General features: G+C 43.2%; 16 protein-coding genes. 13 read left to right on the top strand and 3 right to left on the bottom strand.

Annotated features, from left to right (window positions below):
* The 3 genes from INF20_RS07785 to INF20_RS07775 form a co-directional block, all read left to right on the top strand.
* On the top strand, positions 1-221 hold a 221-nt coding region (locus INF20_RS07785), incomplete at its 5' end, for a tyrosine-type recombinase/integrase (protein WP_226385813.1).
* Between the two features lie 793 nt (positions 222-1014).
* Entirely contained in the window at positions 1015-1230 is a 216-nt protein-coding gene (locus INF20_RS07780) for a helix-turn-helix domain-containing protein (RefSeq protein ID WP_226385812.1), read from the top strand.
* A 16-nt stretch (positions 1231-1246) separates the two neighbouring features.
* Positions 1247-2206 carry a DUF6017 domain-containing protein gene (locus tag INF20_RS07775; protein ID WP_226385811.1) on the top strand — a complete coding sequence of 320 codons (960 nt, stop codon included), beginning with the start codon at positions 1247-1249 and terminating at the stop codon, positions 2204-2206.
* Positions 2207-2414: 208 nt separating this feature from the next.
* On the opposite strand, the gene INF20_RS07770 is transcribed toward INF20_RS07775, so the two are convergent.
* Positions 2415-4109, bottom strand: a complete 1695-nt coding sequence (locus INF20_RS07770; protein WP_226385810.1) for a hypothetical protein — start codon at positions 4107-4109, stop codon at positions 2415-2417.
* A 367-nt stretch (positions 4110-4476) separates the two neighbouring features.
* Complete coding sequence (locus INF20_RS07765) at positions 4477-4782, bottom strand: TnpV protein (RefSeq protein WP_226385809.1); 306 nt, start codon at positions 4780-4782, stop codon at positions 4477-4479.
* A gap of 509 nt (positions 4783-5291) precedes the next feature.
* On the opposite strand from INF20_RS07765, the gene INF20_RS07760 reads away from it, so the two are divergent.
* The 10 genes from INF20_RS07760 to INF20_RS07715 all read left to right on the top strand — a co-directional run bounded on the left by INF20_RS07760 (position 5292) and on the right by INF20_RS07715 (position 12288).
* Positions 5292-5993, top strand: a complete 702-nt coding sequence (locus INF20_RS07760) for a F0F1 ATP synthase subunit A (RefSeq protein WP_226385808.1) — start codon at positions 5292-5294, stop codon at positions 5991-5993.
* Positions 5994-6031: 38 nt separating this feature from the next.
* Entirely contained in the window at positions 6032-6253 is a 222-nt protein-coding gene (gene atpE, locus INF20_RS07755) for an ATP synthase F0 subunit C (protein WP_226385807.1), read from the top strand.
* Between the two features lie 30 nt (positions 6254-6283).
* Complete coding sequence (gene atpF, locus INF20_RS07750) at positions 6284-6778, top strand: F0F1 ATP synthase subunit B (protein ID WP_226385806.1); 495 nt, start codon at positions 6284-6286, stop codon at positions 6776-6778.
* Positions 6765-7298 carry an ATP synthase F1 subunit delta gene (gene atpH / locus INF20_RS07745; RefSeq protein ID WP_226385805.1) on the top strand — a complete coding sequence of 178 codons (534 nt, stop codon included), beginning with the start codon at positions 6765-6767 and terminating at the stop codon, positions 7296-7298. The genes atpF and atpH overlap by 14 nt, the downstream gene beginning before the upstream one ends.
* 4 nt (positions 7299-7302) lie before the next feature.
* Positions 7303-8811, top strand: coding sequence for a F0F1 ATP synthase subunit alpha (gene atpA / locus INF20_RS07740; RefSeq protein ID WP_226385804.1), 1509 nt, complete (start codon positions 7303-7305; stop codon positions 8809-8811).
* Positions 8804-9700 (top strand): ATP synthase F1 subunit gamma, encoded by an 897-nt coding sequence (atpG, locus tag INF20_RS07735; protein ID WP_226385803.1) that lies wholly within the window; start codon positions 8804-8806, stop codon positions 9698-9700. Before atpA ends, atpG begins: the two co-directional genes overlap by 8 nt.
* Before the next feature lie 4 nt (positions 9701-9704).
* Positions 9705-11102: a F0F1 ATP synthase subunit beta gene (atpD, locus tag INF20_RS07730; protein ID WP_226385802.1), complete on the top strand. Its 1398-nt coding sequence runs from the start codon at positions 9705-9707 to the stop codon at positions 11100-11102.
* A 17-nt stretch (positions 11103-11119) separates the two neighbouring features.
* Positions 11120-11536, top strand: coding sequence for an ATP synthase F1 subunit epsilon (gene atpC / locus INF20_RS07725; protein ID WP_226385801.1), 417 nt, complete (start codon positions 11120-11122; stop codon positions 11534-11536).
* 90 nt (positions 11537-11626) lie between these two features.
* The gene (locus INF20_RS07720) at positions 11627-11761 is read left to right on the top strand and encodes a rubredoxin (RefSeq protein ID WP_226385800.1); all 135 of its coding nucleotides are present in this window, start codon (positions 11627-11629) and stop codon (positions 11759-11761) included.
* 125 nt (positions 11762-11886) lie between these two features.
* Positions 11887-12288 carry a hypothetical protein gene (locus INF20_RS07715; RefSeq protein WP_226385799.1) on the top strand — a complete coding sequence of 134 codons (402 nt, stop codon included), beginning with the start codon at positions 11887-11889 and terminating at the stop codon, positions 12286-12288.
* Between the two features lie 73 nt (positions 12289-12361).
* On the opposite strand, the gene INF20_RS07710 is transcribed toward INF20_RS07715, so the two are convergent.
* Positions 12362-12715 (bottom strand): hypothetical protein, encoded by a 354-nt coding sequence (locus tag INF20_RS07710; protein ID WP_226385798.1) that lies wholly within the window; start codon positions 12713-12715, stop codon positions 12362-12364.
* Positions 12716-12962 lie beyond the last annotated feature (247 nt).

The following is a 12962-nucleotide window of genomic DNA, read 5'->3' as shown; positions in this document are numbered from 1 at the left end:
GGCTATACAAGAGAATCGGCGTTAAGCATAGGAAATTCCATGCATATAGAGCCACCTTTGCAACGAATCTTGCTAGGGCAGGAGTTCCCATTGAACAGACTGCTAAACTGCTCGGTCATGGTGATATCGAAGTAACTGTCAGATATTATGTGCATGTATCTGCTGAACGACAGGCTTCTGCAGTAGAGAAAATAGCTTCCTTTACACTAGATGCTATATAAATTATCAGTATTTTAATCACAAAATGGTCGTAAATTACCAAAATTATCAGCATTGATTTAAGATAACTAAATTAATTTGCATTAATTTAACATTAATAATTGTTGAAATTCTGAAGTTGGGCAAGATGAATGTTGAAATATAAGTGTTTTAAAAATATTAAACACTTTCAACAGGGTGTCCGGGGTTCGAGCCCCCGATGGTGTACCAAATAAAAAATAGCAGGCAGCGTCTGCTATTTTTTTTATTTTTGTTATTATATGTCAAAGGGGCTCGAACCCGAAAGGGCCAAAGCCGTCAGTGAGGCAGTCCTGTGAACTGCCGAACAGGCTTTGGGTTTAAGGCGACCGTACTGGGAGCCGATAAACGGCGGATTGCGAAGCAATACGCAAAGCCCCCGATGGTGTACCAAATAAAAAATAGCAGGCAGCGTCTGCTATTTTTTTATTTTTGTTATTATATGTCAAAGGGGCTCGAACCCGAAAGGGCCGAAGCCGTCAGTGAGGCAGTCCTGTGAACTGCCGAACAGGCTTTGGGTTCAAGGCGACCGTACTGGGAGCCGATGAACGGCGGGTTGCGAAGCAAAACGCAAAGCCCCCGATGGTGTACCAAATAAACCCCTTAGATTTATTGAAATCTAAGGGGTTTTTCTTATGCAATTTCTTATTGCAAAATCCTCCATTCAAGCAAAATAACTAAATAATAACTATTTCGTAAAAGAAAGGGATGCGCAAAGGCACCTACAAACGCTGATATAGTTGCAATACGCAATAATCATATGGAAAGAGTGGTTGCATGAACAGTAATAAACTGGCAATGACGGTAGAGGAAGCGGCAGAATATACGGGAATCGGCAGGAACACCATGAGGCAGCTCATAGAATGGAAAGCCATGCCTGTTCTGAAGGTGGGGAGAAAGATACTCATACCGACCGATGTTCTCATAAAATTCATATCGCTGAATCAAAATGTAAATCTCAGGGACAAAAGCGAGATCCACAAGATCTCATAGGCAGGGGGATGATCGATTGAGCAGACAGAAAGACAATTTTTCTTCAGGAAGTCCAATAGTCGATCAGATGTACGGGATGGAGATCACGGGCAATGTCATTCCGCTTAACTGGTTCAAAACGATAACAACATCTAACGGCAAACCAAACAGCACAGCAATCATGCTGCTGAGCGACATTGTCTACTGGTACCGCCCAAAGATATTAAGGGATGAGGCAACAGGAGAATTTATCGGGATAAAAAAACGCTTTAAAGCAGACCTTCTGCAGCGAAGCTACAGGCAGTTTTCAGAGCAGTTCGGATACTCTAAGAGACAGGTCACGGAAGCAATAAAGGCGCTTGAAACTCTCGGAGTTATCAGAAGGGAGTTCAGAACGGTATCGACAAACATGCAGAAGCTGAGCAATGTCCTGTATATAGAATTATTCCCCGACAAGCTAATGGAGCTCACTTATCCGGAGAAAGCAGGGAGCGATGTATCACTTTCAAATGTGATACCTATCACTTTAAAAAGTGACAGGGTATCACATATTTCCGATATTGATATGACCGAAAACCGCCATACAAATACAGGGAACACGACAGAGAATATTATTACAAAAGACTATCCACTTCCGGCTGAGGCGGCTGCCGTTTTCAAAGATCAGATCCATTATGAAGCTCTCATATCCGATCTGCCCTTTAAGAAAACCGCAGTAGATGAGCTCGTAAACATCGCGGCAGAAGTGCTCACAAGCAGCAAAAAAACTATCCGGGTAAACAAAAAAGAACGGCCGTCTTCCCAGGTAAAGGATCGGTTCCGCAAGCTCAACATTGAGCATATAAAATATGTTCTCGACGAACTCAGCCGCTGTAAATCCGATGTGGCACATATGCGAGCCTTCCTGATAACGCTGATGTACAACGCTCCTGCGACGATAAACAGCTACTACACAGCCAAAGTGAATCACGACATGATGCATGCAGAAAAACAATGAGCTCTGCGTGCATATTTGTTAGCAAGCACTGCATTTATACTCCTGCCGGAGGAAAATGCGTATGTCAGGAGAACCTGAAACCCTATCAATTTTTAAAACTTCTTTGCATAAAAAAAACGAACGCAGCCAATTATCGCTGCGCTCGTCTTATAACTCCATAATCAATATATCCGGATATCTAGTTTCATTCATGCAATACTAAAATCTCTTATTGCTCTCTCCTCCTGTATATCCCGGTGCCTACTGCTCCTGCCGCTGCAAGCGTCATTAATGCGATTATAGGAAGTATGTTGCTGTCATCGCCGGTCTTCGTATTCTCATCAGTCTGAGGTTTCTGTTCATTTCCTCCCGTTGCAGGCTTCTTCTCCAGGTTCGCAATAGCATTCTCTATAGCTAAAGCCATATCATCTACTTTATCCTGTTCTATAATGTCTTTTCCACGGACAACTGCATTAATGGCAGCTTCAACTTCCGAGAAACTCTTGTAATCATTCGGATCTAAAGCATCTGCCTTAGCTATGGCTTCATCCACCTTGCTATAATCTGCACCCCTGTATTCGAGAGCGGCGATGGCGTTCTCAATAGCTTTCGCCATATCGTCAACCTTTGACTGCTCTGTAGCGCTTAACGAAGCATCAACAGCCTCTATTGCATTTTGCAGCGCGGAGACCGTTTCATCCGTGTAGATGGAAACATCCTGCGGAACTTTACTTAATGCGGTGTCAACTGCCGTGTAATCAGCCTTCCTGTTTTGCATATCCCAACTGAAAGTAGGGTGTTCTATTCCTTCCACCCATTCAATTCCCTGTGAGGCATTGTTTTGCAACGAAACGAGAATGTCATTGTCTGTAAAGTCAGTTGCCGCCTTTGCACAAGGTGTCGGATCAAAGCTCGTATCGATAGCAAGACTACCCTTGTCTAATTTCGTGATGACACGATATCCATTATCACTTTCTTTATAAAAACAGTCAGCAACTGTTGGAGTCCCTGTCAGATGAGCAATTACAGCAGTATTTTCCTTTTCCGCACTTGATATATTACTGCTCACCATTATGCAGTTGTTGATTTTAACATTTTCTTCTACATTATTGTTGTAACCAATAGCCAATAACCCTCCAACTGTAGACTCCGGATCTTCGCTGACGATTGAGCCGTTAAACCAGCAGTTTGAAATCACAGAAGGTTCTCCGGCATTCATCCATTCGCCGACCAATCCTCCGACACTATCACTATATTCGGAATTTCTGCTAATGATTTTTGCGTCAGAACCACATCCAATAATTTGTGTGCCATGCATACATGATCCTGAAATTCCTCCTACGTTTCGCCAGCCATTGACACTTTCTACAGTACCGGATGTATAACAGTTTATGATCTTGCCGTTCTCTACCAGCGCCGCGATAATGCCAAGGTGCATGCTGTTATCATCGGCATACAAATTCGCATCCACAACGCTTAGATTCTTTATTACGCCACCCTGTACATAACCAAACAGTGAATCATACGAGTTATCTTTCCCAGAACAGTTTAAATTGTATATAGTGTGCCCCTGTCCATCGAAAGTACCCTTGAAAAAGTAACCGTCATCTACATTTCTGTTTGTAATCGGCGTCCAGGTATACCCTCCAAGATCTACATCACAGTCTAAATAGATGGTCTTATTCTCAAATGTGTTGCCTGTAGATGCATTTGTATCAATGCCGATATTGGTAAGTTCTGCAAACCCTGCCAGCTGTTCTGCTGTTTTGATGTGAAATTCCGTGTCGGTTTCATTATACCAGCTTGTATCCGCCGTACCGTCCCATTTGTCGGGCTCTTCATTTGCTGCAAACGTCATTGTCGGCAGCATACCGACACATAGCAGCATACATAGCAGCACGCTGATCCATCGTTTGTTTCTCATTGTTTTCATCCTTTCAATTCATTTTCAACAAGTGTTTCCAACACAAAAAGGCTCATACTATCCGTTGTAAATCGGACAGTATGAACCTTCCGTTTTCTGTGCAATTTTCAGCTCAACATTAAAAAATAGCAGCGTTAAGCTATGCTTGCTTGCTTGCTTGCTTGCTTGCTACAATTGTCCTTCTTTCGATCATAGCCGTCAAACCTTTCTAAAAAGTTTAATCTTTTTCCTAATAACCCATTTCTATTTTCTATAGTATACGAAAAATAATAATGTTCCGCAAGATTTTTCTGACAATTATATTCCCTGCATTTTCCTTATATACAAACATGTCATATTTACAGTATTGTACCTGTTGATTATAAATTTATTTATATATCATCTCTCTGTACACGATCTCATCAGCTCTGCTACTGATACTGTTCATAGCCTGTACCCACGCCATCATATCCTTTGCCTTGAGTTCTTCCGTGATGTTTTCAGCATGCTTCATATCGTCTATTAGCTTTGCTTTCATGTCAGCCGCCTGTTTGCCGGTTTCCGCAAGGTATCCGTTCAGGCTGCCCGCTGCGAGCATGTTGTAATAGATCATCTTTTTATACTGCTTCAGATACTTGCCATGTCTAATGCCCCATATGTTTACTCCTCGGATTCTTTCTTCTGAACCTCCCAAATCAGGATAAAATTAACCTTCACATTTCTTATAACTTATCATTGCTGTTTCCTCCTCATATCTATAAATTCTTCCCACAAAGCGCTCTGTTTTTGAATAATAGTTATAAAATATCTTTAAGTTTTATTTCGTGTTACGATATCCACCATCCGTTGTATTTTCAATGATTTTCGCAGATAATATAACACGCGATATGAAGTGGTAAGACGGTATGCAAACGCCCAAGGTCCGCAGGGTGTCCGGGGCCGAAGCCGTCAGTGAGGCAGTCCTGTGAACTGCCGAGCAGGCTTTGGGTTCAAGGCGACCGTGCCGGGAGCCGATGAACGGCGGATTGCGAAGCAATACGCAAAGCCCCCGATGGTGTACCAAATAAAAATAGCAGGTCATATGGCCTGTTATTTTTTATTGTTATTATCTGTTGACTTTACCAATTTCAAGTGTACAATAGAGTATCATATGGACTGTGCAAATGGAACACAATATATATGTAAGAAAAATTCAGAAAGAAGGTGACTGTCACGGGCAATCTGGCGGCAGAACTCACTCGGGAACTGAACACCGAAACATTGTTTACCATCCCGGTGCTGGGAGGCATTCCAATAAACGAATCAACTGTAATAACCTGGATAATCATGGCGATACTGGTGATCGCCTCTATTTTATTGACAAGAAATCTTAAAGTAGAAAATCCGGGTAAAGTACAGCTTCTTTTGGAATCCGGTATTCAGTGGGTATACGACTTCTTTGACGACATATACGGTAAGCAAAACCGGGGATACACGCCGTACCTTATGACGGTTTTGGTATTCTTGGCATTTTCCAACACCTTTATGGTGCTGTTGGGATTCAAACCGCCGACAAAAGACCTCAATGTCACCGTGGCGCTGGCACTTATAAGTTTGTTTCTTATCGAAACAGCCGGTATGCGTCGCAAAGGTATCAAAGGTTACATCAAGCATTTTACAGAACCGGTGGCTATGATAACCCCAATTAACATATTGGAAATCGCCATCAGACCGATGTCACTTTGCATGCGACTTTTCGGTAATGTATTCGGCGCCTTTGTCGTTATGGAACTTATAAAGCTGATAGCACCGGTTATAATTCCAATACCTTTCAGCATGTTCTTTGACATCTTCGACGGACTTTTGCAGGCATACATATTCGTATTCCTGACAGCAATATTTATGAATAACGAAATGGAAGACTAACTCAAGATAAAACCAATGTAATTTAAGGAGGAAACATCATGAACGCACTTATGGCAATCGGAGCGGGAATCGCCGTTCTCACAGGATTTGGTGCAGGTATCGGTATCGGTATCGCATCCGGTAAAGCATCAGAGGCAATCGCTCGTCAGCCGGAGGCAGAAAAGAAAATTAACAAGACATTCATTTTGGGTGCCGCTCTTGCGGAAGCTACAGCCATCTACGGCCTTATAATCGCCCTCATCATTATCCTTGTTAAATAATCGAGCAATAGGGAAAGGCGGAAACAACATATGATCAGTGTAGATATAAATCTGCTGTTTGCCATCATAAATATAATTGTGCTTTTCCTTCTGCTCAGAAAATTTCTCATTAAGCCTGTACGCAACATCATGGAAAAGCGTGACGAAATGATACGCTCAGGTCTGGAAAACGCCAGAAAAAGTCAGAGTGACGCTGAACTTATGAAGCAGGAATATGAGGAAAAGCTGAAAAATGCCGGTGATATTTCCGCGGGCATTATTTCTGATGCAAAGAAAGAAGCTGAAGCAAGGTCCAAAAACATACTAGATGAGGCCAATGCAAAGGCTGACAACATTCTGAGTAGTGCCAGAGAAAATGCTGAAACCGCAAAAATTAAAGCCGTCAGTGAAGCCAAGGAGCAGATTGCCGATCTTGCGGCTGAAATGGCCAGAAAGCTTGTTACGACTTCTAAGGATTCAAATTTTGATTCTGGCGAGTACGACCGTTTCATAAGAGAGACAGGTGACGACAATGACGGAAATTAATGCCATCAGATACAGTGTTCCTGCCATGCGGTATGCAGATGCTATCTGTGAGATGGGTATCAGCAGAGAGCAGCTGGAAAATCTGGAAAACATATTTCGTGACAATCCCGATTTTTTCAACGCCATGTCAAATCCGGTGATTTCCATACAGGATAAGCACAATGTACTGGATAAAATCATCGATGACGATTTTTGCAAGCGGTTCCTAAAGGTATTGTGTGATAATAGATCCTTTAGACTTCTCTTTGAGATAACCGGCTATGCCAGAGAGCTTTTGATGAGCAAGGAGCGCAAGCTTATTGCATACCTTAGGTATGTCACCGCACCTAGCGAAAAGCAGCTTGAAAACATGGAAAAGCTTATCTGTGAAAAGCATAATTGCTCCGGTGTAGAGTGGGAAATGACAGAGGATCCGTCCCTCATCGGAGGCTTTATTCTCACGGTGGACGGCATTACCTATGACCGCAGCATAGACGGAAGACTCAAGAATATGACCCGGAACCTGACCGGAAGGAGGTAGACCTTTGAGCATAATCAATTCTGATGAAATAATATCGATAATTAAAGAAGAAATAGAAAACTACGATGAAGTCAGCCGCGAATACGAAACAGGCACCGTAATTGCCGTAGGCGACGGCATCGCTACAATATATGGTTTGGACAACGCCATGTATGGCGAAATCCTCACCTTTGAAAACGGCCTGAAAGGCATCGTTCAGAACATCGAGGAAAAGGCTGTAGGCTGCATACTTTTTGGTGATGAATCAGAAATCCGCGAAGGAACAGGAGTATTCAGAACTGGAAAGAGAGCCGGCATACCAGTAGGCGAAGAATTCATAGGCAGAATTATTGATCCTCTCGGTTCACCTATCGACGGCAAAGGACCAATCGAGACAGAAAAATACAGACCTATAGAAAACGAAGCTCCGGGTATCGTTGACAGACTTTCCGTTGGTGTGCCTCTGGAAACGGGCATACTTGCAATAGACTCCATGTTTCCTATAGGTCGTGGACAGCGTGAACTTATAATCGGCGACAGACAGACAGGCAAAACCTCCATCGCCGCCGATACCATAATAAACCAGAAGGGCAAGGATGTTATATGCATATATACATCCATAGGTCAGAAGGTATCAACCATAGCCCAGCTGGCAGACAACTTCCGTAAAACCGGAGCTATGGATTACACCATCATGGTGTGTGCCGGAGCCGGTGACTGTGCACCGCTTCAGTATGTTGCACCGTATGCTGCAACAGCACTGGCAGAATATTTCATGTACGAAGGAAAGGACGTGCTGATAGTCTACGACGACCTTTCAAAGCACGCCGTTGCTTACCGTGCCATATCCCTGCTTTTAGGCAGAAGCCCAGGACGAGAAGCATATCCGGGAGATGTATTTTATCTGCATTCGAGACTTCTTGAGCGCAGCAGCAGACTTTCACCGGAAGCCGGAGGCGGCTCCATAACAGCCCTGCCTATTATAGAAACCCAGGCCGGTGACGTTTCTGCGTACATACCAACAAATGTAATTTCCATAACAGACGGACAGCTTTTCCTGGAAACATCCCTTTTCAATGCCGGTATGCGTCCGGCCCTCAATGTAGGTCTTTCCGTTTCCCGTGTAGGCGGAAATGCCCAGAGCAAGGCTATGAAAAAGGCTTCGGGAAGTATCCGTATAGATTTGGCCCAGGCAAGAGAACTGGAATCTTTTACCCAGTTCAGTTCTGATTTGGACGATGATACAAAGCGTCGCCTTAAATACGGACAATGCCTCACCCAACTGCTAAAGCAGCCTTTGGGAGAACATCTTTCGATGCCGCAGCAGGTTATAACCCTATGCACGGTTTCAAACGGTATATTCAATGATGTAAATACCGAAGATGTAAAATCATTTCAGGCAGATCTGTTAGCCTACTTTGAAAATGAACACAAGGATCTTGTCGACGAGATAGCATCCACCGGCGAACTGTCCGATGATCTTAAATCAAGGATAATAGAAGCCGCAGAAAAATATAGGAGCAGCCATGTCTAATTCAAAGGAAATAAAGGAGAGGATGGCAGGCATTCGTGAAACCATGAAAATCACCAATGCCATGTATCTGATCTCCTCATCAAAAATGAAACAGGCAAAACAAAAGCTGGCAGAAACCGAGCCCTTCTTTTTCGCCATGCAAAGAGAAATTTCAAAGATTCTCTCCTACTGGCCGGAAACAGGCGGCATCTATTTTAACGGCCGCAGGCGAGTTTCCGAAGAGGAAAAGAAAATTGGCATCGTTGTGATAACTGCAGACAAAGGTCTTGCCGGCTCATATAACCACAATGTTATCAAGGCCGCCGAAGAGCTGATTGCAGGCCCGGGAAGCGACCGCCTCTTTGTACTGGGTGAAATAGGCAGACACTATTTTGACACCCACTACAATAATGATGAAAGCGGATTGACCATAGATACCGATTTTCGTTACACGGTTCAAGATCCGAATCTTTCAAGGGCGAGAAGGATAGCCGGAAGGCTTTTGGAGCTGTATACGACAGGAGAGCTTGACGAAATCCATGTGATATACACAAAGATGGAAAACCCTGTAAAAGCGGAAACCATCAGCACCATGCTGCTTCCCCTGCAAAAATCGGGCTTTGACGAGCATCAGCCGGAAAGCCAACGAATCCCGACCTTTTACCCATCGGCAGAGGATGTTTTAAACAGCATAGTTCCAAACTACTTTTTAGGAATAATCTACGGCTGCCTTGTGGAATCATATTACAGCGAACACAATGCGCGAATGATGGCAATGCAAAACGCCACCGACAGCGCCAAGGACATGCTCGATGAACTGAGCATGACATATAACAGAGTCCGCCAGGCTGATATTACTCAAGAACTTACAGAAGTCTGCGCCGGAGCGAAAGCGCAGCAAAGGAAGTGAAAAATTGGAAAGTAAAGGAAAGATATTACAGGTCATGGGGCCTGTTGTAGACGTAAAATTTGAACACAGAGACGAGCTTCCTAATATAAACAACGCATTGGAAGTTGATAACGACGGCAAAAGATGCGTTATGGAAGTGGCTCAGCACATAGGAAACAATGTGGCGCGATGCATCATGCTACAGTCCAGTGATGGACTTTATAAAGGCATGGAAGTTATAAATACAGGCGCAGGCATCAAGGTTCCCGTGGGAGAAGAGACCTTAGGCCGACTCTTTAACGTGCTTGGAGAAACCATCGACAGAAAAGAGTCCCTCCCTGAAGACATTAAAAAGTCTCCAATCCATAGAGACCCACCTGCCTTTGTAGACCAAAACCCTGCAGTGGAAGTTTTGGAAACAGGCATAAAGGTTATCGACCTTCTGACACCTTACGCAAAAGGCGGTAAAATCGGACTTTTCGGAGGTGCCGGCGTAGGTAAAACAGTTCTCATTCAGGAGCTCATCCACAACATCGCCACAGAACACGGTGGATATTCCATATTTACCGGCGTAGGTGAGCGTTCCCGAGAAGGTAACGACCTGTGGACGGAAATGAGCGAATCCGGAGTAATCGAAAAAACAGCTCTCGTTTTCGGTCAGATGAACGAACCTCCGGGAGCAAGAATGAGAGTAGCCGAAACGGGTCTTACAATGGCTGAATACTTCCGTGACCAGATGCACCAAAATGTGCTGCTGTTCATAGACAACATATTCAGATTTGTACAGGCAGGTTCAGAAGTTTCCGCCCTTTTAGGCAGAATGCCTTCGGCAGTGGGATACCAGCCTACTTTGGCAAACGAAATGGGTGCCCTTCAAGAGAGAATCACCTCAACTAAGGACGGTTCCGTAACTTCCGTGCAGGCGGTATATGTACCGGCCGACGACCTGACCGACCCTGCCCCTGCTACAACCTTTACACATCTGGATGCCACAACGGTACTTTCCAGAAAGATTGTGGAACAGGGTATATATCCGGCCGTGGATCCTCTAGAATCCACTTCCAGAATACTGGAAGCAGACATCGTTGGAGAAACCCACTATAAGGTTGCACGAAAGGTGCAGGAAATACTGCAAAAATATAAAGAGCTCCAGGACATCATAGCCATCCTCGGTATGGAAGAACTTTCCGATGAGGATAAGCTCACCGTTGCAAGGGCAAGAAAAATTCAGAGATTCCTTTCACAGCCGTTCTCCGTGGCAGAGCAGTTTACCGGAACTCCGGGCAAATATGTTCCGATTGAAGAAACAGTGCGCGGATTTAAGGCTATCATAGACGGAGAAATGGACGAATATCCTGAAGGTGCTTTCTTTAATGTGGGCACCATCGAGGATGTAATCGAAAAGGCAAAACAGACAAAGTAAATTCAAGGAGATAAACCATGAATACCTTTTCACTTAAAATATATGCTTCCAACAAGGTCTTTTACGAGGGAGAAGCCATAAGCCTGACCCTTCCTACCATAGATGGAGAAATGGGCATTTTGGCAAACCACGAGGACATGATTATCGGCATAGAGGTCGGCGAGCTTCGCATGACTACGCCCGACGAAAAGGTCACTATAGCCGCTGTTTCCCAGGGCTTTGCGGAAATCATCGGAAACGAAGTCAACGTTCTGGTGTCCACAGCCGAGCTGCCTGAGGAAATTGATATACGCAGAGCAGAGGAAGCTGCCGAAAGAGCAGAAGAACATCTGCGTCAAAAGAAAAGCATTCAGGAATACTACTCTTCCCAAGCTTCTCTTGCAAGAGCCATGAACAGGCTTAAACTTTCAAAAAACCGCGGAAGAAAAATTTAAAATCGTGATTAAAACTCCTCTTTCGGGGTAGTTATATTGACATAGGAAAGTTATTTCACCAGTAGAGATAAATGGAAAAGAGGAACGATTATGAAATATGTTTGTGAAGTATGCGGATATGTATACGATGAAGAAGTTGAAGGCGTAAAGTTTGAAGATCTGCCGGACGATTATGAATGTCCGCTGTGCAGCGTAGGCAAAGATCAGTTTGCGCCGGAAGAATAATCTTATCAAATAGGGTTTTGCCCGATTTCAGAAGACCTTAAACCGGGTCTTCTTTTTTTATTCAAAAGCGACTATAATATTCACATAAAGCCATTGCAATTTAAACTTAACAGCGAGGTTATAAAATGTCATCAAAACTCTACAACCTGCCTTTTACCATTGAAGGCACAAAATCAGATATAACTTACACCCCAAAGGATTTTAAGAAAAAGAGCATAAAAAAAGACGACTTCAAGGGCGCATACATAATTTTCGACCTTACCACCGGACAGAACTATGTGGGCTCTTCAAGAAAAGTTAAAAAGGCTTTGTTCAAAATCTTCAAGGGTAAAAACTCATCCATGGCAGAGGTCTATTACGGTTGGAAGGCCGGTCACGAAGTCACCATCCAGGCCGTTGATATAAAGGATACCGATTACCGTTTTGTGCGCAATCTAAGAAAAGGGCTTCGACGCATAGTTGCAAAATACGAGAAGGCCTTAGCTAAGGAAATTAAAAAGCTAAACATATCAGACGATAATGATTAGAAATCAAAACCCACGGAGTGCTCCGTGGGTTTCCCTATTTTACCAAATATGTGTTTGTTTCTTAATCTACCTTTTAAAACTCTATATCAAATTTAAGTTTAGTGTGTTTTTCATTTTCTGCTTCTGTCTGCATTGAAGTAGTACCTTTTATACCTATTTTACTTACAGTGGCATCTATAGCTTTAGCCACTGCTTGTGTCATTGTTGCTGATGAAGAACCCTGCAAAATAAGGGAATCCGATTTTATTGGATTATTGATATCCATCCTCATATCAATTAAACGATTGATAATGTCATCATGACGAAACCACTTTAATTCAGGTCTTACAGGATTATCACTTCCCGCAAATTCTACATTACTTTGTCCGCTTCTTCTATTATATGTACCTTTGATTTCTTCTGTAGTCGTACTTGCATTTTCTTCCAATTTTACACCTTTTAGGCTTATAGGACAAAAAGAGTTGGTGAAAACCGCTATAACACTTGAAAATTCAATGTGTATAGCGGTTTTATCTTGTTTAAAACAAGATACACCCTGGACAAAAAGAGTTGGTAAAATCTGTGGCAACGGTTGAAATTTCAACACAAATTAAGGTTATATCTTCTTGTAAAACAATATGTTTTGGAGGAAGACATATGAAACAAGTTATTTGTCCTATTTGCGGTAGCGTTTG

Source organism: Gallibacter intestinalis (assembly GCF_014982745.1).
GTDB lineage: Bacteria > Bacillota > Clostridia > Peptostreptococcales > Anaerovoracaceae > Gallibacter > Gallibacter intestinalis.
This window is presented reverse-complemented; position numbering and strand designations above follow the sequence as displayed.